The organism is Brevibacillus sp. FW301-21C12A (assembly GCF_058788915.1).
In genome coordinates this window covers 45,838-66,240 of the sequence record NZ_JBYTBG010000004.1, presented here as the reverse complement: position 1 = coordinate 66,240, position 20,403 = coordinate 45,838, and the positions used below count along the sequence as shown (strand labels likewise).

Below are 20,403 nucleotides of genomic sequence, written 5' to 3'. Positions count from 1 at the left end.
AAAATGTGACTGGAGTGAACGTGGATGCAACCGAAGCAACGCATACTCAATGCCCCGGTATATCAGCCAGGGAAGCCCATTGAAGACGTCAAACGGGAGTTTGGTTTGACAGAAGTAATCAAGCTGGCGTCCAACGAGAACCCTTACGGCTGCTCGCCTAAGGCGAAGGCGGCCATTGCGGAGCAACTGGACAATCTCGCTCTTTACCCGGACGGCGCAAGCCTCAGCCTGCGCTGGGATTTGGCCGATTTCCTCGGCGTGAAGCCTAGTCAACTCATTTTCGGCAATGGTTCCGACGAAAATTTGTTGATGATCTCCCGCGCTTTTTTGAGTGAAGGCACGAACACGGTCATGGCGACTCCTACCTTTTCCCAGTATCGCTCCAATGCGATTATCGAAGGGGCAGAGCTGATCGAGGTTCCGCTCAAGGACGGCGTTCACGATCTGGAAGCGATGGCAGCAGCCATCAACGAACAGACAAAAGTCGTATGGGTATGTAACCCGAACAACCCGTCCGGTACCATCGTGACTGCGACAGAGCTGGAAGCGTTCCTGAAAAAAGTGCCGAGCAGCGTTCTCGTTGTTTTGGATGAAGCTTATTACGAGTATGTTGTTGATCCAAAATATCCACAAACCGTTCCTTTGCTCGATCAGTATCCGAATCTGATTATTTTGCGGACGTTCTCCAAAATTTACGGTCTGGCAACGCTGCGGATCGGCTACGGCATCGCCTCCGAAGAGCTGGTGTCTGCACTGGAGCACGTGCGCGAACCGTTCAACACCGGAGCGCTCGGTCAAGTAGCAGCTCGTGCGGCCTTGCGCGACCAGGAGTTCGTGGCCGCATGCCGCGAGCGCAACCGCGAAGGGCTGAAGCAATTGACGGACGCTTTTGACGAGTGGGGACTTTCTTACTTCCCGTCGCAGACCAACTTCATTTTGGTTGACCTGAAAAGAGATTCCGATGAAGTGTTCAAAAAGCTGTTGACGCACGGCATCATCGTGCGCTCGGGGAATGCACTCGGCTTCCCGGGATACCAGCGGATTACGGTGGGAACGAAAGAACAGAATGAAAAGATTTTGTCTGTGTTGAAAGAAATTGTGACTGGCGCATTGAAATAACGGACAAAAGATGCCGGGCGTGCCCCGGCATCTTTGTCTACGCGAACAAGGAAGGACAGGAAGTGGAGATGAAAAAAATTACTATCGCCGTAATCGGAGTCGGATTGATCGGCGGTTCGATCGCTTTGTCGATGCGACGGGACCCCAACATCCGGGTCGTCGGTTACGACGTACGTCAAGAACCGTTAGATAAAGCGTTGACGCTCGGCGTCATCCACGCAGGCACGACCGATTTGCAAACGGCCGTCCGGGAAGCGAATGTCATTTTTCTCGCTGCGCCTGTCGAGCAGATCGTCGCTACCTTGCAGCATTTGCAAGACATGGAGCTGCAGCCAGACGTCATTGTAACAGACGTGGGCAGCACCAAGGCCGGCATCGTCAGACAAGCCGTAGAAGTCATCCCGGAGCGCGTGACGTTCATTGGTGGACACCCGATGGCAGGCTCGCACAAGTCAGGGGTCGAAGCGGCTTCGGACAGGCTGTTGGAGAATGCCTATTACGTATTGACGCCCGCACCGGGCACCCCGCCTGAAAAAGTCGAGCGCCTGACCGAATTGCTCTCGCTGACGCGGGCAAAAGTCGTGCAAATGGACGCTGACACCCACGATCAGGTAGTGGGCGCGGTCAGCCACTTCCCGCACGTGCTGGCATCCGCGCTGGTCAATCTGGTTGCGGGCTACGACGAGGAAAACGGCTGGCACGCACGCCTGGCCGCAGGCGGCTTCCGCGACATTACGCGCATTGCGTCCAGCAACCCGCGGATGTGGCGCGATGTGCTCCTGCAAAACCGCGAGCCGCTGTTAAAAATCGCCAAAGATTGGACAAAAGCTCTGGAGGATGTTATCGAGCTTGTGGAAGAGGGCGATCCAGAAGGCATTGAGCGGTTTTTCCAGACAGCGCGCGATTTTCGCGACGGCCTGCCGGAGCGCAAAGCCGGGGCTTTGCCGCCTCTGAACGACCTGTATATCGACATTCCCGACCATCCGGGGGAGATTGGCCGCATCACGACGCTTTTGGGAGCGAAGCAGATCAACATTACCAACCTGCAAATCAGAGAGACGCGTGAAGACATATACGGAGCGCTGCGCATCACCTTCCATTCCCAGGAGGAGATGGAAAAAGGGGAGGAACTTCTGCGCTTTTTCGATTACAATGTGTACAGGCGTTCCTAAGCCATTTTGTACAAACACACTTTACAACGAAGACGCTTCACAGCATGACTAATTGCTGAAGAGACAAAGGGGAGTGGAACTGTGCTTCGAGTTCGTCAAGCCAAAAAAATAACAGGGACCGTGCGTGTTCCGGGAGATAAATCCATCTCGCACCGCGCTGTCATGTTCGGTGCGCTGGCAGAGGGCGTCACCACGATTGAAGGCTTTTTGCCTGGGGCAGATTGCCTGAGCACCATCAGTTGCTTCCGCCGCTTGGGCATCGAGATCGAACAGCAAGGCGACAAGGTGACTGTTCACGGAAAAGGCTGGTACGGCCTGCGGGAGCCTTTGCAGCATCTCGACGTCGGCAACTCCGGGACGACGATTCGCCTGATGTCCGGAATTATGGCGACACAGCCGTTTCACGTAGTGATGGAAGGCGATGAGTCGATCGCCAAACGCCCGATGCGGCGCGTGATCGGACCGCTTCGCCAGATGGGCGCGAAGATCGACGGCAGAAAAGACGGCGAGTTTACGCCACTCTCGATTCGCGGCGGCAAGCTGGAGGCGATCGCTTACCAGTCTCCGGTAGCGAGCGCACAGGTCAAGTCGGCGATTTTGCTCGCAGGCTTGCAGGCGAACGGCGTGACCAGCGTCACGGAGCCGCATTTGTCCCGCGACCATACGGAGCGCATGCTGCAAGCGTTTGGCGTCTCTGTCGTGCGCGACGGCCTGACCGTATCTGTAGAAGGCGGACAAAAGCTGACAGGACGGGCTATCTCCGTGCCAGGGGACATTTCCTCTGCGGCGTTTTTGATCGCAGCGGTTATGGTTGTTCCCGGCAGCTCGCTGTTGATCGAAAATGTCGGCATCAATCCGAGCCGCACAGGGATCATCGACGTGGTCAAAGCGATGGGCGGAAGCCTGGAGCTGCTCAACGAGCGCGTCGTAAACGAAGAGCCGGTTGCCGATTTGCTCGTGACCCATTCCGAGTTGCACGGCATTGAAATCGCGGGCGACATCATTCCGCGGCTGATCGACGAGATTCCGGTGATCGCGGTCATGGCGACGCAGGCAAAGGGCAAGACCGTGATTCGCGATGCGGAGGAGCTGAAGGTAAAAGAAACCGACCGCATCGCTACGGTCGTAAGCCAGCTCTCCAAGTTCGGCGGTCGTGTCACGCCGACAGAGGACGGCATGATTATCGAAGGCGAGACTCCGCTGACAGGCGCGGTCATCGACAGCATGGGCGATCACCGCATCGGAATGGCGATGGCGATTGCCGGATTGGCGGCAACAGGGGAGACGGGAATCGAAAACGAGGAAGCGATCGACGTATCGTTCCCGGGATTCCACGAGCTGCTTACGCGCATCAGCCAACAGTAAAAAGAGGGAAAGGAGCCTGCCGCTCGCAACCGAGCCAGGCTCTTTTGCCTGTCTACCAACCGCCGGGAAAACGTCGGGACAGGTCTGGCGGTTTTTAGCAAAAATGATTTGACAAGCGCTTACATTCCGTTTATTATAAAACTACAGTATGGTTTCTCTCCACTCCTATCCAATATCATAAAAGCACACGTGTGCTACCGCCGTTTGAATGCGCTTACAATCAACGGCGGTCTTTTTTTGTATTTTTTTCCTTGCCCGCGCATATGCTCGTACAAATTGCAGCTCGATGCGAGGCGGGAGGGGACGAGCGTGCCGGAGCAAGGAATGGTCATTCGAGGAGGAGCGGTAGTCACAGCGCACGGAGTCAAAGAAGCAGATATTTGGATTGCAGGCGGAAAAATCGTTCGCATCGCCAAGGATACCTTGCCCAAAACGACCGCGACGACCGTCTTTGAAGAGGTGGACGCGTCCGGCATGTATCTTTTGCCCGGTTTCGTCGCACTGCCGACACAATCGTTGTATAAAATAAAAGATGGGAAGACGTACATAGAAGTGATGCGAGAGCTCGTCAGGAGCGGTTGTACGAGCTTCGTGGACGTGTTGCGCCCGGAGCCGTGGATGAGCAGGCCGCAGGTGGAATACCAGCAGACGAGGCACTTCAACAGCCCACTCGACTACGCCTGGCACGTGGCGATCGAGCCTGCCCAGCTACAGCCGAGAACGGTGGCGCAGTACTCAGAGCTCGGCTTTTCTTCCTTTCATGTGACGGTCCGAAGCCCAGAAGAAATTTCCACAATAAATTGGGAAACGCTTTTGCCACTTCATACGTCTAAACAAACGATTCTGCATTTGCATATTCAAAATGATGCTTCCGTAAAAAAAGAACAGCGTGATCTCATTCGGCAGCTTTGGCTGGACGCCACGAGATACTGGAAGGTGCGTACTGTCATTGCTGATCCGTCAGCGGCCTTTGAACCAAAACAATCCGATCCGTTTTTGCACATTTTCCGTTTGAACGCTGAAACAACTGACCGGGCTGTCCGATATATATATCAGAGGTTTTACGATAGCTGCCAGGTCGCTTCGCCTCTGCAGGAGGTTCGCATTGACTATCGCAGGAGATGGTGCTCGCCGGAAATGCTGCTTTGTCTGCTCGTCAGACTCGCTTCGACAAACGTTGCCAAGGCGATTGGGCTTTATCCGCAAAAAGGAAGCTTGACACCAGGGGCGGACGCTGATATTGTCTTCCTGAAAAAGGAAAACTGGTTGACAAAGTATGATCTTTCCACTATTCTCAATTTTAGCGAAATGCATCTTCCAGCATCTGTTATGTCGAACGGTAAATGGATGTATCGAAATGCGCAGTTTAGCTCTTCAATCGGGATGGGCAGGCGGATTTTCGACACAAAGCCCAACGCCTATGTCATTTAACCCCAAAATTGGGGGTTTTTTCGTGAAGGATTCCCGCAGTGAGACGAGAAAAGAATCGTAAGGTCGCGCAACTTTTTACATCCCCAGCAGTCTAATATGACAAAGGCCGCTGAGGGATCGGAATCGCAAGGAGGTAATCCTGATCATGACCGATTCCCAGCTTATCCGAGAGATTAAAGAAGGTAATCTGGAATGCTATGCTGAACTGATTCGTCGTTATGAAAAAAAGATCCTCTCATTTGTCACTCACCTTTTGCGCCAGGCTCATTTGGAGCATATCGCTGAGGACATCTGTCAGGAGACGTTTTACAAGGCGTATAAGAGCATTCATTCTTTCCGTGATGTAGAAGCAACCTTCTCCACCTGGCTCTATACGATAGCCCGCAACTCCGTACTCAGCGAATTGCGCAAAAGCCGCAACTCCGACGTGTATCTGGACGATACGCTGCAAGTGCCGATGGCTTCTCCCAAAACCTTGCCCGAGCAGGTGTTGTTGCGCAACGAGCGGGAGAGCATGGTCAGACTGGCGATCAACAACCTGCCGGAAAAGCAGCGTTCCGCCCTGATTTTGCGGGAGTACGAACAAATGGATTACACAGAGATCGCCACGATCCTCAATTTGACCGTCAGCTCCGTGAAATCCTTGCTGTTTCGGGCACGCCAAAGTATAAAAGGCCAGTTGGAAACCTACATCCTGGACCCTCAATTGGATGAAGCTGAAGGGATGAATCGATGATGAAATGTGAAGAAGTGCAGGAAATTCTGCCTGACTACGCCGAAAATCTGTTGCCCGAGGTGACGCAACGCCGCGTCGACCATCATATGGCTTCTTGTTATGCCTGCCGTTCCGACTATGAAATTTGGTCGGACAGCGGGGAGTGGATGGCGATGGACAAGGAAGAGTACCATTCGGTTACGCCTTCCCGTTCCATTGTAGATGCGGTCATGGCCCGGATTTTGTCTGAGGAGCAGTGGGCGATCCCGATTGGCAGAAAAATTTTCAGCGTAACAGCCAGAATGCGACGTATGGGGGCAAGTGTAGCCGTACTTTTGCTGCTGTTGTTTACGTTTACGCTATATGTGAATACAAGCTCCACGGAACAGGCTAACGCCCTCGTCATTAACGGGGAAGTGATGGCGATGAACACGCCAAAGGCACAAGTCATCTCTTCTTCCATGCAAACAGATGATGGTACATACGTTGTAGAAGCACAGCCGCTCTCTTCCCAGGGAGATGCGCTTGCGAGTGCGACGGCTTCCATCGTTCCGCTGGATGGCAAGCCTGCGACAGCGGATGCAGCCAAGCCTAACTATTCGATCGTGCTCAGTGTTTTCGGGATTTTGATAACCGTGTTGACAATGAGCTGGCTTACTCGTGCATAATGGTATAAGATCATTAAGGAAAGAAAAGACCGTCCTCGGACGGTCTTTTGTGGCTATTCATTGAGAATACGGCCGAAGCAAAATACATATGAGGTGAACACGATGCCAAAAAAATGGCTGTATGTCATAGACGAGGCAATCAAGCGGATTGAAAACGACGAGGTGGAGCTGGGCTTGACCGCCCTGCAAAAAGTGCAGGAGCACGGATCTGATCTTCCGGATGTGATGATGTATTTGGCCGAGGTGTGGTACCGGCTGGGACATTTGGAAGTAGCGGGCAAGCTGTTGTCGGAGGTGCTGGAGAAAAATCCGGGCATGGAGCCTTCCTTGCGCAGAGAGTGCCAACTGTTGCTCGCAGAAATTGCCCTTGATTCCAGCGATTTTGAAACCGCGCAGCATTTGCTCTACGAATGCAAGGAATCGGGCTACGAAAGCATTCAGCTTGACCTGTTGCTCGCCGATTTGTACGCGCTGCAAGATTTGGATGAGGTGGCGGTGAAGTATCTGGAGCAGGCAAGGCAAAAAGAGCCGGACAACCAGGACATTTTGGCGGCACTCGGCAATCTGTACTTCCGCATCGGCGAAGACGACGTAGCGATGAAGCTGTTGGAGGAGGCAGGCCACGAGAGCCTCGATCTGCTGTTGACAAAAGGGCGCTCGCTGGCGCAAAGCGGCCAGTTTGAGCAGGCGTACCAGGTGTTCCGCCAGGCGTTGGTGCTCGATCGCTCGCCGGAAGTGCTGTACGGAGCAGCCTTGATGGGCTTCCATGTGGGACGTCTGGAGGAAGCCGTGGAGCTGGTGACCACCCTGCAGGCGATTGACGAGGAATACGTCGCCGCGTACCCTTTGGCGGCAGACATTTACTTGTCGCTCGGCAAAACCGAGCAGGCCATCGACGCCTTGAAGCAATACGTGACGCTGTCCGGCTTCGACCTCGACCAGATTCGCCGCCTGATTGCGCTTTTGACGCAGGCAGGACGGTACGACGAGGCGAAAGAATACCAGCAGTTGCACGACCAATGGGATCACGAAACAGACGAAGAATAGAGCGAAAAAAACGCTCGCGCATAAAAAAATCGACGAACAGGAAGTCACTCAGGTGGCTTCCTGTTTATTTTTCCGCTTATTGGCAAGAATGAGGGATACAAGAAAGCCATCGCAAAGAAGGGATGCACAGATGAACTTGGCTGAGATCTTGGTGTACACCGATATCCGGCAGCTCCATCAGATTGCCAATCACTACGGATGCGAATGCAACCCTCATTCCAAAAACGAGCTAATCACCTCGCTCTTGTCCAGCCTGCGCCATCGGTTGACAATCGCGCAAGAAGTAGCCCAGCTATCCTCGGCAGAAACGCATTTTTTGCTGCAACTGCTACTCGACAAGCGAACCGTCATGTCGCTGGAAGATTTGCTGGCCAAAGCGGGAGTAGCTCTGGAGAGTGCCAAAGAAAAAAAGCAGGAAGAAGCAAGAAAGTTCGTGGCCGCGGCCATGAAAAGAGGATGGATCTTCCCGGCGAAAAGCAAGACGATCGGGCAGTATCAAATTCCGCTCGACATCCGTGAGCCGTACATACAAGCCTGGCTCGATCAGTGGCGCGAACAAAACACGCTGGTCGTTCCGGGACCGAAAGCGTACAGGGATGAAGGAACGGCTCTCTGCGACGATATCATGCAATTTTTACAATTCCTTCAGCAAGAGCCTGTACCGCTTACGGCCGAAGGAGGCATGTACAAAAGGCATCAGCAGCAGTTGTTTCAATTTTTGTACGTGAAGGAAGAACCGCTTTTGCCGCAAAAATGGCGCTTTGGCTACGGACTTCACTTCGATGTGTACCCGGACCGGTTTTCGTTGCTCTACGATTTCTGCTACTACCACAAGTGGATTGAGGAAGCGGAAGGAAAAGTGGCGATTACGGAGGCGGGCCGCGAGCGGCTGGAGCAGCCGTACACCGATCAGCTCTACCACGATGTGATCCGTTTTTGGATGAGGTTGTACAAGCGGGCGATCCCGAATTTGCCGATGCTTGTCCAGTTGATTCCGCTGCTTGCAGCCGGTGGCTGGGTAAGGCAGGAATCGCTGATGAACACGCTGCTTGCGTGGATCAAGGAGTTTTACTACGATGCACCCGCAGATATTTTGGTCAATCGCGTCTGCAAAATGATGGTGCACCTCGGATTGCTTCGAGTCGGCCAAGACGAGCATGAACAGTGGTTGTACACTGCCACCTATGCGAGCCAGACTTGGCTTCGAAAATACAACGGCTTTACGGAAACGACTATTTTATTGAAGTGAGGGATGGGTATGGAGTGGCCAAATTTCTATTCCAACGCGTACGGAACGAACAATCAAATGGTATCCGGGTTGCTTTCTGAGATGGTAATCGACGAGCAAATGCGTCAATACCGCAAGCGGACGCTTTACCAGGAAATCGATGAGGCGTTGGCTACGAAAAACAAAGAGCTGTTTATCCGCTTGACAGACGAACTGAAAGAAATCATGGCCTACGAAAAGGCCTGAACCTTAGCAGGAAGCGATATTGCGAGTCTCCGCTGATTCATGGTACGCTAGTTTCCGGAAATCTACGCGAAGAAGAGGAGACGACCCTATGCAATGGAATGTAAACGAGTTTGAAAATTGGGAGGAGCTGCGGCCTTATGTGGACACCGCGCTGCTCCCTCTTTATTTGTACCGGGACGGGATCGAGGTAAAAGAGCACGTGCTGCGCATGAACTACTTGCTGAATGTGGCGGCTGGCATCGAGCAGCGCCTGAAGGGAAGGATTCTGTTGTTTCCGCTCAGCTATCGCTTCGCCTGGGAGGAGCAGGAGCAAAAGACGCCGCCGGGCTTCGCTTTTTCCGTTGGACTGCATTTTTCCGGGGACAAAATCCGGCTTGGCGATCAGGGAGAGGCAAGTACGCTCATGCTTCCGGTAGGCGAGGAAGACTTGGATTCGTCGTTGCGCTTTGAAGTGACGGTCGATGTGCTGACCAAAGAAATTATTCGTTTGTGGCAGCAAAAGAGTGCGCAATAGAGAAAGCGTTTTCCGGTAATACTACAGGAAAACGGGAGGGACAAGGAGCAAATTTTGACAAAATGGCAACAATCTCTCCGCAGGCGGTGGTTGGGTTCAGACATGTCCACTGGACATTCTTGACATCTTTATAGGCGTTAGCTATGATTGGGATTGACCTAGTGTATATGTATGAAAACGCCATCGTAGCGCTATTTTACAGGATAAGGAGGGAAAAAAGAGATGGGAGACAAACGCGAAATTTCCAGACGTACATTTTTGAACTACGCACTCATGGGAACTGGCGGGTTCCTTGCTGCGGGTATGATTACCCCTATGATTCGTTTTGCGGTTGATCCTTTACTGCAAGGACATGCAGGTGGAGATAAAGTGGCTGTTGGTTCACCAGATGAGTTTGGTCCGGAACCAAAGCGCGTTGAGTTTAAAGTACATACCAAGGACGGTTGGTATGAATCTGAATCTACTTTATCTGCATGGATTACGAAGAATGACAAGGGTGAAATCCTCGCTCTGTCCCCGATCTGTAAGCACTTGGGCTGTACAGTAAACTGGAACGAAAGTGCCGATCATCCGAACCAGTACTTCTGTCCATGCCACTTGGGCCGTTATACCATTAACGGCGAACACATTCTGGGGACACCACCAACGGCATCTCTTGATGAGTATGAAACAGAAGTGAAAGACGGCAAGTTGTATTTGGGTAAAGTAAAGGCAAATCCTCGTCCGGGGGTGAACGGCTAAGATGTTGCAAAAAATGTATGATTGGGTCGATGAGCGCCTGAATATCACTCCAATGTGGCGTGACTTGGCCGACCACGAAGTACCTGAGCACGTGAACCCGGCACACCACTTCTCTGCGTTCGTTTACTGCTTTGGGGGCCTAACGTTCTTTATTACCGTTATTCAAATCTTGTCTGGTATGTTTTTGACGATGTATTACGTGCCAGACATTATTAACGCATACGAATCTGTCAAATACCTGCAGAACGAAGTAGCGTTCGGGGTAATCGTACGCGGTATGCATCACTGGGGCGCGAGCTTGGTCATCGTGATGATGTTCCTACATACGTTGCGTGTTTTCTTTACAGGTGCATACAAAAAGCCTCGCGAGCTGAACTGGGTTGTGGGCATGCTGATCTTCTTCGTCATGCTGGGACTTGGCTTCACAGGTTACCTCCTGCCATGGGACAACACCGCATACTTTGCGACAAAAGTAGGTCTGGAGATTGCAAACTCCGTTCCGATCATCGGTCCATATGCGAAAATGTTGCTGACAGGCGGAGACATCGTAGGGGCACAAACTCTTTCCCGCTTCTTCGCGATTCACGTGTTCTTCCTGCCTGGCGCATTGCTCGGCCTTTTGGGAGCACACTTTGTCATGATTCGTTCGCAAGGTATCTCGGGTCCACTATAATCGGTCTTCGATAAAAAGGAGGAAATAGCATGGCAAAACAAGACAAAGATGCTACCTTCGTCGGAGATTCCCGAGTATCGGCGAAGCGTATCCCTAACATTTCTCCATCCTACTCCGATTTTCCGGGAAAAAATGAGCCGTTCTGGCCTAACTTCCTGCTGAAAGAGTGGATGGTGGCAGCAGTTTGCTTGGTTGGCTTCCTCGTGCTGACGGTTTCCCATCCGTCGCCGCTGACTGACAAGGCAAACCCGAATGATACGTCATTCGTTCCATTGCCAGACTGGTACTTCCTGTTCCTGTACCAAATGCTGAAATACCCTTGGGCTGCGGGTGACTGGGTAGTCTTCGGGACCATCGTTGTACCAGGTATCGCATTTGGTGCTTTGCTGCTCGCGCCTTGGCTGGACACCAGCAAAGAGCGTCGTCCATCCAAGCGTCCGGTTGCTACAGGCTTGATGCTGACAGCTCTCGTAGGGATTTTCTACCTCACTTGGGCAGCCGATCATGAGCACTCCCTCAACCATCCGTCCAGCAAAGATGGTGGCGGTGCTGGTCACGGCGGCTCCAGCGCGGCTGCGCCTGCACCTGCTGATACCAGCTTTACAGCAGATGCAGTTTGGAAAGCGCAAACAAGCTGCATGGGTTGCCACGGCAAAAACATGGAGGGTGGCATGGGGCCAAATCTCCAGAAGATCGGTGAAAAATACGATGCAACGCAGATTGCCGACATCATCAAAAACGGGAAAGCACCTGGAATGCCAGGCGGCTTAATCAAGGATGATGCGGAAATCGCTAAGCTTGCTGAATACATGGCAACCTTGAAATAAGCTAATAAGGAAAAAGCTGGCTGACGATGCGGTCAGCTTTTTCTTTAGCGGCGTACACAGCGGGAGACGATAAACATGATCTGGATATGGGAGTGGTTTATACATTCTTTGGGGAAAAGATGGTTTCTATGGACGCTGTTTATCGTAAACCTGCTGGGAACTATATACGGATTCATCTGGTATAAAAACCAACTGGCAGAAACGCCAGCGTACTTGACTCCTTTTGTTCCAGACAGCCCGACAGGTAGTGGACTATTCACGCTGGTACTCCTTACTTATTTGTTGGGTCGCCATATCCCGGTACTAGAAGCGTTGGCAGGAATCACCAATTTCAAGTACGGTGTATGGGCCGTCTGCATCATCTTAGCGGGTTGGATGATGGGGAATGAAGTGCGTTGGACAGATGTGATGTTAATCTTTTCCCATGCAGGCATGGCGGTTGAATCAGTTTTGTATGCACGCTTTTACAAATTAAGCATCCTGCCAGTGGGGATCGCTGCCTTGTGGACACTGAACAACGACTTTTTGGATTACGTCATGGACATCCATCCGTGGTTGCCGAGTGTGCTTGACCCGTACGAAGGTTTTGTGGGACTGTTTACCGTGCTTCTCAGCCTGATTTCCATATCCGTCATCTGGCTCGTAAACACAAAGCACACGATAAACAAGGTCTAATCTTGTCCTCCTTTCCATAGGCTGTACTAGGGGAAGGGGGTTTTTTGCGTTGAAGAAAAACATCCGCTTTTTAATGTTTTTTCTCGCGATCGGGCTGTTTTTGTCGTGGCCGATCCACAGCCTGTACTCGAAGCTGAACCAGCCGATCGAGGAGCAGCAGCTAGTGGCACTGGATCAGATCGCGAATGAATTTTTGACCTACGCCAAAAAAGGGGATCTCGAAGGAGCGCAGCAGCGGATTATCCAACTGGCTGAGAAGTTTCCCAACCAGCATTTGACCTATCCGATTCGGATTGAAAGTCTGAACGCGGTTACCCAATCGATTTTGGCGGCTAAAAAAAGCTTTGCCTCCACGAACGTAAGCGAGCAGCAGTTGTTGTGGCACGCCACGCAGGTTCGTGTAGCGATTGACTCCCTGACGCACGAGCATCAGCCGATGTGGCGCAGCTATTATCCATCCCTTGTGACACAGGTGCAAAATTTGCAGCAATCCGCCGTGGAACGCAATTACAACCAGTTCCGCGAGCAGTTTGATGAAAACTACCGCCTGTTTTTGGCGATCAAACCGGGAATGAGCATCCAACTCCCCGAGGATCAGCTCGCTTCCATCTCTGCGGCGTATGACGTCATCTCCAAAGAGATGCGAAACGCGCAAATGGATTGGCAGCTCGTCAGGGAAGCTTTGCGCGATTTGAACGGCTCGATCCAGACAGCGTTTGTCGGCGAGGAGAAAAGTACGTTTGCCCGCCTGATGATGCGGCCTGACTCGCCACTGGCGATCCTGTTTTCGATCTCAATTGCGTTGGTCGCTGCCTTGGCGTACGTGGCCTGGAAAAAATACAACGGGGAAATCCGTTCTGCCTAATGAAGCGAAGCGCATACAAAAAAACCTTGCCGAAAAACAGGCAAGGTTTTATTTTTGGTGCAATGTCGGCCTTCCTTACTCGCGTCACGCTTAGTCATGCAAAGGCTTCTTGTTTTCATCAAGCGTAAAGCCTTCGCCGAGCACTTCGTGAACATCGTTGACGATGACGAATGCGTGCGGGTCGATCTCCTGCACGATCGTTTTGAAGCGCATGACCTCGTTGCGGCCAACGACGACGTAGATCACTTTCTTTTCTTCGCCGGAGTATGCGCCTTTACCAGCCAGGAGCGTTACGCCTCGGCCCAAATCGAGAATTTGCCGGGAGATTTCTTCTGCGTGGTTGGAAATGATCGTCAGCGCTTTTCCGGCATAGGCACCGTCCTGTAAAAAGTCGATGACGCGGGCGGCAATAAACACGACGACGAGCGTGTACATCGCGCTCTCCAGGTTCAAGTAAACGAGCGAAGCGCCGATGACGAGGATGTCGCCGAAAAACAGCGTTCTTCCCATGCTCACGCCCATGTACTTTTGCAGCAATCGGGCGATGATGTCAACGCCGCCAGTCGTTCCGCCGTAGCGGAAAATAATGCCCAAACCGACACCGACAGCCACGCCGGCGTACAAGGATGCGAGCAGACGATCGTGCATCACGAGCGGCAGCACGCCATCAAACGCCGAGAGGAAGACAGAGAGCGAAACGGTCCCTAAAATAGTATAGAAAAAAGCAGTGCGGCCGAGAATTTTCCATCCTAAAATGAACAGCGGCACGTTCAGGGCGAAGAAGACGATCCCTTGGTCGATAGCGGGAAACAACAGCTTGAGTAAAATGCTGATCCCCGTGATCCCGCCCTCGGCAAGGTGGTTGGGGATATTGAAGGCGTTAATGCCGAATCCCATAATGGCAGAACCGATAATGATAGCGATGATGCTCTTCCAACGTATGTTCATAGTGTCCTCCTGTTTTGCCGGAGCGAAAAATGACGCTGTTGATCGTCCGACATGTTGTGCAGTAGTGCGGGCGAAATACTCAATACCTGAGGGCCATCCGAAAGCCATTATAAATGAACGATTATTTGATTGTCCATATGTTGGAAGACGAAGTATTGAGATTTGGCAAACGCAGCCTTTTTGTGTACGATAGGTGAAAGAGAGAAGGATGAAAAACAAAAGGAGTGGGCAGATGGAACGGCAAAAAACCATGCAGGAAATGCAGCAGGAAGTGGACCAATACATATCGCAATTCAAGGAAGGGTATTTCTCGCCGCTTTCCATGCTGGCGCGCATGACCGAAGAAGTCGGGGAGCTGGCGCGGGAGATCAATCACTTTTACGGCGAAAAGCCAAAGAAGAAAGACGAAGGCGAGAAAACCGTCGAGGAAGAGCTGGGAGACGTGCTCTTTATCGTGATCTGCTTCGCGAACTCGCTTGGCATCGACCTGCAGGAAGCGTTTGATCGTATTATGCACAAATTCAACACACGTGATAAAGATCGCTGGACAAGAATTGAGGAGAACAAGCAAAATGGATAAACAGATTCGCGTAGCGGTTGCAGGCGCAAATGGCCGCATGGGCCAGGAAGTAGTGAAAATGCTGGCGCAGGACGCGCAGTTGATCTACACCGGAAATTTGGATACTCGCCTTGGCAGCGAAGAAATCAACAAACAGATGGAAGAAATGAAGCCGGATGTGCTCGTCGATTTTACCACGCCGCACAGCGTCTACAAAAACATGGAGCTGTGTTTGGCCCATGGGGTGCGGCCAGTGGTCGGGACTACGGGCTTGACTCCAGAGCAGTTGCAGGAAATGACAGATCGCTACAAAGAGGCGGGGCTTGGTGCCATCATCGCTCCGAACTTTGCGATTGGCGCTATTTTGTGCATGAAATTTGCCGCGATGGCAGCCAAATATATGCCGCATGTGGAAATCATCGAGCTGCACCATGATCGCAAGCTGGATGCGCCGAGCGGTACAGCGTTGAAGACAGCGGAGATGATCGCCGCGGTACGCCAGGAGCTGAAGCAGGGGCACCCGGAAGAAGCAGAGACGATTCCCGGCGCACGGGGAGCGGAGTACGAAGGTTTCCGCATCCACAGTGTGCGCTTGCCGGGAATGGTCGCTCACCAGGAAGTGCTGTTCGGTTCGACCGGGCAAACGTTGTCCATTCGCCACGATTCGATCAACCGCGAGTCGTTTATGCCAGGCGTTAATTTGGCGATTAAGGCCGTCATGAGTATGTATGGCTTGATCTACGGTTTGGAACATCTGATTGATTAAACGTTTGATTAAAAAAGCGATCTCTATCGAGACATAAGGGAGAGTTTCTCGTGAAAATAGCATTGATTGCCCATGATCGAATGAAAGAAGAGATTGTCCAACTGGCCATGGCCTACGAATCCATCCTGGCGGAGCATGAGCTGTACGCCACAGGAACGACGGGCGGAAGAATCATGGATGCCACTTCGCTGAAACTCACCAGGTTTTTGTCCGGCCCATTAGGCGGCGATCAGCAGATTGGCGCGATGATTGCCAAAAACGAGATGGACCTGATTATTTTCTTGCGCGATCCGCTTACCTCCCAGCCGCACGAACCGGATATTATCGCGCTTTTGAGACTGTGTGATGTGCACAAAATTCCGTTTGCCACCAACCTTGGCTCTGCGGAGATTATGCTCAAGGCGCTGGAACGGGGAGAGCTGGCTTGGCGTGACGTGCTGCACAAGGAGAACGAAGCATGAGTACACGCGAACTCGACATTTTGGCGATTGGCGCCCATCCCGATGACGTGGAGATCGGGGCGGCAGGCAGCCTGCTATTGGCGGCAGCTTCTGGCAAACGGACAGCGATTCTCGACCTGACTTACGCTGAACTGTCGTCCAACGGTACGGTGGAGCGCAGACAGCAGGAAGCGGCTGCGGCCGACAAGCTGCTCGGAGTGTGTGCGCGCTACAATTTCGGATTGCCTGACCGCGGGCTGGAAGCTGTCAGGGAGCAAGCGATCGAGCGTGTGGTGAAGCTGATTCGGAAGACGCGTCCGCGCACCGTACTCGCCCCGTATTTTTCCGATCGCCATCCCGACCATGAGAGCGTAAGCCGCATCGTGCGCGAAGCCATCTTCAACGCGGGCATCCGCAAGTACATGCCCGATCCGGAGCTGCCGGCGTATCGTCCCGCTCAATTTCTGTACTATTTTATTAATTCGACGGTAACGCCGCAGGTCGTGGTCGATATTACTACGGTTTTTCCGCAAAAAATGGAAGTCCTCCGTTGCTACCGCAGCCAGTTCGAGCTGGAAGAAGGCAGCGTGCAAACACCGCTCACGAACGGGTATCTCGAATCCGTCGAGTACCGCGAGCGGTTGTTTGGGCAGCAGGCAGGCGTCCGTTATGCCGAAGGGTTTGTCAGCGCTGCGCCGTATGTATTGACCAGCTTGTGAGAAGGAGTGACACCTAAGAAATGAAGATCGGGATTACGTGTTATCCATCGCTGGGAGGGTCCGGGGTCGTTGCGACGGAACTAGGCAAGCTGCTGGCGGAGCGGGGGCATCAGGTGCACTTCATTACGGGCGGGATGCCTTTTCGCCTCGGTGCCTTCCACCCGAACATTTTTTACCATGAAGTAGAAGTGAACCATTACGATGTATTCAAATACCCTCCCTACGACTTGACGCTGGCAAACCGGATGGCGCAGGTGGCCAAAACGGAAAACCTGGACTTACTGCACGTACATTATGCCGTGCCGCATGCGCTGTGCGCGTTTTTAGCGAAGCAGATGGTCGGGGATCATTTGAAAATCGTGACGACCTTGCACGGGACGGACATTACCGTTTTGGGCTATGACTCGAACCTGAGTGACATGATCCGCTTTGGCATCGAGCGCAGCGATCTGGTGACGGCTGTGTCCAAAGACTTAATCAGGCAGACAAAAGAGCTGCTGCACGTCGAAAAAGAAATCGTTCCCGTGTACAATTTCGTCGACAAGCGCCGCTACTATCCAAAAGAAGTAGAGAAGCTGAAAAAGGTGTTCGCGCCGAATGGTGAAAAAATTCTCATGCACATCTCCAACTTCCGCCCGGTCAAGCGTGTCCCGGACGTCATTGAGATTTTCGCGCGGGTCAAGGAAGCAATGCCTGCCCGGTTGATCCTGATTGGCGAAGGGCCGGAAATGGGGGCGGTCCGCAAGCAGATTGCCGAGCAAAATTTGACGGACGATGTCTGTTTTCTCGGCAAGCAGGAAGACGTCGCGGAAGTGTTGTCCATGGCCGACCTGATGCTGTTGCCGTCGGAAAAAGAAAGCTTCGGGCTCGTTGCGTTAGAAGCGATGGCTTGCGGCGTGCCTGTTGTGGCGACGGTTGCCGGCGGGATACCCGAAGTCGTGGTCGACGGCGTCAATGGCTTTTTGCGCCCGATTGGGGATGTCGAAGGCATGTCGCAGGCAGCGATTCGCCTGTTGCAAGACGAAGCGTTGTACCGCGAGTTTTCCGCAAACAGCATCGAGCGCTCCTGCAAAACGTTTTGTCACGAGACGATTGCCTCCCAGTACGAGGCTCTCTATACAAAGTTGCTCGGGTAAGCTTTTTTGCCGCAAACGGTCACGCTCACTGGCGGGACAGATTGCTTTTCGCCAGTTGATGCAGTTTGGATACGAAAATAAAGAGCCCATACAAAAATCTCATGCGTATCGCCTCCTTATGTAATCAGGTGAACCATGCGAGAAAGGGGGGAAGTGGCATGACGCTCCATCTGGCTAACCGGATTCTGGAAACGTTGGAGAAGCACGGCTTTGAAGCGTATTATGTCGGCGGCTGCGTCCGCGATTGGCTGTTGTCTCGGCCGGTGCACGATATAGATATATGTACGAATGCCCATCCTAGCGACGTCATCCGCTTGTTTCCCGATCACGTCCCGACCGGACTCAAGCATGGAACGGTGTCCGTGAGAATCGAAGGGCAGTTTTTTGAAGTGACGACGTACCGGACGGAAGGCAAGTATGAAGACTACCGCCGTCCTGCTGATGTCCAGTTCGTTTCCGAGCTGAGACTGGACCTTGAACGCAGAGACTTTACGATGAATGCGATGGCGATGAACCGCGCAAAAGAGCTGCAGGACCCGTTTGGCGGGCGGGCGGATATCGCGCAAAAGCTGGTGCGGGCCGTAGGCGAGCCGCTGGAGCGTTTTCGCGAGGATGCGCTGCGGTTGTTGCGGGCGGTACGGTTCGCCTCCCAGCTTGGCTTTTCCATCGAGGCGCAGACGCTTGCCGCTATGCAACAGACGGCTCCGCTCCTGTCGCATATCGCGGTGGAGCGCGTCCGCGAAGAGCTGAACAAAATGCTCGCCAGCGATTCGCCGCAAATCGGCTGCGCGTTGATTAACGAAACAGGGCTGTTCGGGTACGCTCCTGGCTTGCAGCGGCTGTTTCGCGATGCGGCTTCCGAGTTTTGGCGGGCTGTCCATGTGGAGAGTCTGGCGCAAAAATGGTCGCTTTTGCTCTATGCGGCGCGTTTTACTGCGGCGGAGTCCAAAGCGTTTTGCCAGTCGCTGCGGATGTCCAAACGGGAGACGGAGACGATCGTCGGCTTTGTGGAGCTGTTGGAGCGCATCCAGCCAAAATGGGACGCGCCCGAGACTGTCGAGTGGGGACAGTTGCTGCTTGATGCCGGCTGGGACACGTGCGAACAGCTTGCCGGGATATTGCAAAGCTGCTGGTGGAAGCAGCCAGCGCAGACGCACAGCCTGATGCAGACATTGGTCGAACAGTATCGGGCCATGCCTGTGAAAACGATGAAGGAGCTGGCGGTGACAGGGCTTGACCTGCAAGTCGCGCTGCAAAAGAAAGCGGGCGAGTGGATTGTCCACGTGCTTCGGGCGCTGCTTGCGCAGACAGCTCTCCACGGCTTGCCGAACACGCCGGAGGCTCTAATCGAAGCTGCAAAGAAAGAGGTAGCGCAAGATGAACATTAAACAGGTCATTCTTCAAGCATTTCGCGACCAGCCAGGGCGCTTTATCTCTGGCGAAGAATTGAGCCAGACGTGCGGCTGCTCGCGAACGGCCGTCTGGAAGCATATAGAAGAGTTGCGGCGGGACGGCTACGAGGTCGAGGCGGTGCGCAAGTCGGGCTATCGTCTGCTGGCCGCGCCGGATCGGCTGTCAGCCGCGGAAATTATGGCAGGGCTTGCCACGACAAGGATCGGACAGCACGTCATCGCCCACGACGAGGTCGTCTCGACGCAGCCGCTCGCGCATGAGGCGGCGGCAAAAGGGGCGCAGGAAGGCACGCTTGTTTTGGCGGAACAGCAGACAGGCGGCAAAGGGCGGCTGGGACGTCCGTGGCACTCTCCGAAAGGGACAGGCATCTGGATGAGTCTGATCGTCCGTCCTGCGATTCCGTTGCCGAAAGCGCCGCAGATGACCTTGCTGACGGCGGTGACCGTCGCGAGGACGATTCGGGAAGAAACCGGACTAACGGTCAAAATCAAATGGCCGAACGACATTTTCATTGGCGATAAAAAAGTGTGCGGAATTTTGACCGAGCTGAATGCGGAAGCAGACCGGGTCAACTATTTGGTTATCGGCATCGGGCTGAACGCCAACAGTGTACAGGCTGACTTCCCGGAAGAGCTGCTTTCGATCGCCACGTCGTTGCGAATCGAGTCGGGCACCCCGGTCAAGCGCGTCGCGTTCATCCAGCGCTTTTGCCAAAACTTCGAGGAAGAGTACGACCATTACTTGCAGGAGGGCTTCCAGCGGGTGAAAGACGAATGGGAAGCCAACTCCTACTCGATCGGCCGCTGGGTGACGGTGCAGACGATCTCGCAAAAGCTGGAGGGCCAGGCAATCGGCCTCGATGAAGAAGGCGTGCTGATGGTCGAGGATCGCGCCGGACAAATTCATAAAGTGTATTCGGCCGACGTCAATTATCGTGCAAATGTGTAGATGATTTGCTATACTCCAAATGGGAGGCTGTATCTGTGGCAGAACGGTACTCCCGGAGTATTTTTGGCATGATTGGTGTATCAATAAGGCAATAGTGCAAGGACAAAAATCTGCTCAGAGCCTTTGTGGACCGAGACAGAAGGAATCCGTTTATGACAAGACAAGTATGTCTCTTTGGCATGGACAAC

General features: G+C 53.1%; 23 protein-coding genes. 22 read left to right on the top strand and 1 reads right to left on the bottom strand.

What is annotated here, in order from left to right; translation table 11 throughout:
• Nucleotides 1–24: 24 nt before the first annotated feature.
• The 15 genes from hisC (at nucleotide 25) to AC3WQH_RS04205 (ending at nucleotide 13,286) form a co-directional block, all read left to right on the top strand.
• Nucleotides 25–1,119: a histidinol-phosphate transaminase gene (gene hisC / locus AC3WQH_RS04275; protein WP_005831272.1), complete on the top strand. Its 1,095-nt coding sequence runs from the start codon at nucleotides 25–27 to the stop codon at nucleotides 1,117–1,119.
• A 68-nt stretch (nucleotides 1,120–1,187) separates the two neighbouring features.
• Nucleotides 1,188–2,291 carry a prephenate dehydrogenase gene (locus AC3WQH_RS04270; protein WP_007785422.1) on the top strand — a complete coding sequence of 368 codons (1,104 nt, stop codon included), beginning with the start codon at nucleotides 1,188–1,190 and terminating at the stop codon, nucleotides 2,289–2,291.
• An 81-nt stretch (nucleotides 2,292–2,372) separates the two neighbouring features.
• Nucleotides 2,373–3,656, top strand: a complete 1,284-nt coding sequence (gene aroA, locus AC3WQH_RS04265; protein WP_007785420.1) for a 3-phosphoshikimate 1-carboxyvinyltransferase — start codon at nucleotides 2,373–2,375, stop codon at nucleotides 3,654–3,656.
• A gap of 474 nt (nucleotides 3,657–4,130) precedes the next feature.
• A complete protein-coding gene (locus tag AC3WQH_RS04260; protein ID WP_241752999.1) occupies nucleotides 4,131–5,087 on the top strand; it encodes an amidohydrolase family protein in 957 nt (318 codons plus the stop codon).
• A 145-nt stretch (nucleotides 5,088–5,232) separates the two neighbouring features.
• Nucleotides 5,233–5,823 carry an RNA polymerase sigma factor gene (locus tag AC3WQH_RS04255; protein WP_007785416.1) on the top strand — a complete coding sequence of 197 codons (591 nt, stop codon included), beginning with the start codon at nucleotides 5,233–5,235 and terminating at the stop codon, nucleotides 5,821–5,823.
• On the top strand, nucleotides 5,820–6,470 hold the full coding sequence (locus AC3WQH_RS04250; protein WP_051353869.1) for a zf-HC2 domain-containing protein: 651 nt from the start codon (nucleotides 5,820–5,822) through the stop codon (nucleotides 6,468–6,470). Before AC3WQH_RS04255 ends, AC3WQH_RS04250 begins: the two co-directional genes overlap by 4 nt.
• A 102-nt stretch (nucleotides 6,471–6,572) precedes the next feature.
• Nucleotides 6,573–7,517, top strand: coding sequence for a tetratricopeptide repeat protein (locus AC3WQH_RS04245; RefSeq protein WP_005831260.1), 945 nt, complete (start codon nucleotides 6,573–6,575; stop codon nucleotides 7,515–7,517).
• Nucleotides 7,518–7,647: 130 nt separating this feature from the next.
• Entirely contained in the window at nucleotides 7,648–8,766 is a 1,119-nt protein-coding gene (locus AC3WQH_RS04240; RefSeq protein WP_492331917.1) for a hypothetical protein, read from the top strand.
• A gap of 9 nt (nucleotides 8,767–8,775) precedes the next feature.
• Complete coding sequence (locus tag AC3WQH_RS04235) at nucleotides 8,776–8,991, top strand: IDEAL domain-containing protein (RefSeq protein ID WP_025843796.1); 216 nt, start codon at nucleotides 8,776–8,778, stop codon at nucleotides 8,989–8,991.
• A gap of 88 nt (nucleotides 8,992–9,079) precedes the next feature.
• Nucleotides 9,080–9,505, top strand: a complete 426-nt coding sequence (locus tag AC3WQH_RS04230) for a DUF2487 family protein (protein WP_005831253.1) — start codon at nucleotides 9,080–9,082, stop codon at nucleotides 9,503–9,505.
• 222 nt (nucleotides 9,506–9,727) lie between these two features.
• Complete coding sequence (locus tag AC3WQH_RS04225) at nucleotides 9,728–10,246, top strand: Rieske (2Fe-2S) protein (RefSeq protein WP_005831251.1); 519 nt, start codon at nucleotides 9,728–9,730, stop codon at nucleotides 10,244–10,246.
• A 1-nt stretch (nucleotide 10,247) separates the two neighbouring features.
• Nucleotides 10,248–10,919, top strand: a complete 672-nt coding sequence (gene qcrB, locus AC3WQH_RS04220; protein ID WP_005831250.1) for a menaquinol-cytochrome c reductase cytochrome b subunit — start codon at nucleotides 10,248–10,250, stop codon at nucleotides 10,917–10,919.
• Between the two features lie 29 nt (nucleotides 10,920–10,948).
• On the top strand, nucleotides 10,949–11,746 hold the full coding sequence (locus AC3WQH_RS04215) for a menaquinol-cytochrome c reductase cytochrome b/c subunit (protein ID WP_005831249.1): 798 nt from the start codon (nucleotides 10,949–10,951) through the stop codon (nucleotides 11,744–11,746).
• Between the two features lie 75 nt (nucleotides 11,747–11,821).
• A complete protein-coding gene (locus AC3WQH_RS04210; RefSeq protein WP_005831247.1) occupies nucleotides 11,822–12,421 on the top strand; it encodes a DUF1405 domain-containing protein in 600 nt (199 codons plus the stop codon).
• Nucleotides 12,422–12,470: 49 nt separating this feature from the next.
• Nucleotides 12,471–13,286, top strand: coding sequence for a sporulation protein YpjB (locus tag AC3WQH_RS04205; protein WP_026557099.1), 816 nt, complete (start codon nucleotides 12,471–12,473; stop codon nucleotides 13,284–13,286).
• 90 nt (nucleotides 13,287–13,376) lie between these two features.
• On the opposite strand, the gene AC3WQH_RS04200 is transcribed toward AC3WQH_RS04205, so the two are convergent.
• Complete coding sequence (locus AC3WQH_RS04200) at nucleotides 13,377–14,234, bottom strand: YitT family protein (RefSeq protein WP_005831244.1); 858 nt, start codon at nucleotides 14,232–14,234, stop codon at nucleotides 13,377–13,379.
• 232 nt (nucleotides 14,235–14,466) lie between these two features.
• On the opposite strand from AC3WQH_RS04200, the gene AC3WQH_RS04195 reads away from it, so the two are divergent.
• From AC3WQH_RS04195 to AC3WQH_RS04165, 7 genes are all read left to right on the top strand, one after another.
• Nucleotides 14,467–14,814: a nucleotide pyrophosphohydrolase gene (locus AC3WQH_RS04195; RefSeq protein ID WP_005831242.1), complete on the top strand. Its 348-nt coding sequence runs from the start codon at nucleotides 14,467–14,469 to the stop codon at nucleotides 14,812–14,814.
• The gene (gene dapB / locus AC3WQH_RS04190) at nucleotides 14,807–15,559 is read left to right on the top strand and encodes a 4-hydroxy-tetrahydrodipicolinate reductase (RefSeq protein WP_005831240.1); all 753 of its coding nucleotides are present in this window, start codon (nucleotides 14,807–14,809) and stop codon (nucleotides 15,557–15,559) included. Before AC3WQH_RS04195 ends, dapB begins: the two co-directional genes overlap by 8 nt.
• Before the next feature lie 50 nt (nucleotides 15,560–15,609).
• A complete protein-coding gene (locus tag AC3WQH_RS04185) occupies nucleotides 15,610–16,020 on the top strand; it encodes a methylglyoxal synthase (RefSeq protein ID WP_005831238.1) in 411 nt (136 codons plus the stop codon).
• Nucleotides 16,017–16,718: a bacillithiol biosynthesis deacetylase BshB1 gene (bshB1, locus tag AC3WQH_RS04180; RefSeq protein ID WP_007785406.1), complete on the top strand. Its 702-nt coding sequence runs from the start codon at nucleotides 16,017–16,019 to the stop codon at nucleotides 16,716–16,718. The genes AC3WQH_RS04185 and bshB1 overlap by 4 nt, the downstream gene beginning before the upstream one ends.
• A gap of 20 nt (nucleotides 16,719–16,738) precedes the next feature.
• Nucleotides 16,739–17,854 carry an N-acetyl-alpha-D-glucosaminyl L-malate synthase BshA gene (gene bshA / locus AC3WQH_RS04175; protein WP_005831236.1) on the top strand — a complete coding sequence of 372 codons (1,116 nt, stop codon included), beginning with the start codon at nucleotides 16,739–16,741 and terminating at the stop codon, nucleotides 17,852–17,854.
• Between the two features lie 158 nt (nucleotides 17,855–18,012).
• Nucleotides 18,013–19,242 (top strand): CCA tRNA nucleotidyltransferase, encoded by a 1,230-nt coding sequence (locus tag AC3WQH_RS04170; RefSeq protein WP_327990760.1) that lies wholly within the window; start codon nucleotides 18,013–18,015, stop codon nucleotides 19,240–19,242.
• Entirely contained in the window at nucleotides 19,232–20,215 is a 984-nt protein-coding gene (locus AC3WQH_RS04165; protein ID WP_005831232.1) for a biotin--[acetyl-CoA-carboxylase] ligase, read from the top strand. The genes AC3WQH_RS04170 and AC3WQH_RS04165 overlap by 11 nt, the downstream gene beginning before the upstream one ends.
• The last annotated feature ends 188 nt before the right edge of the window (nucleotides 20,216–20,403 follow it).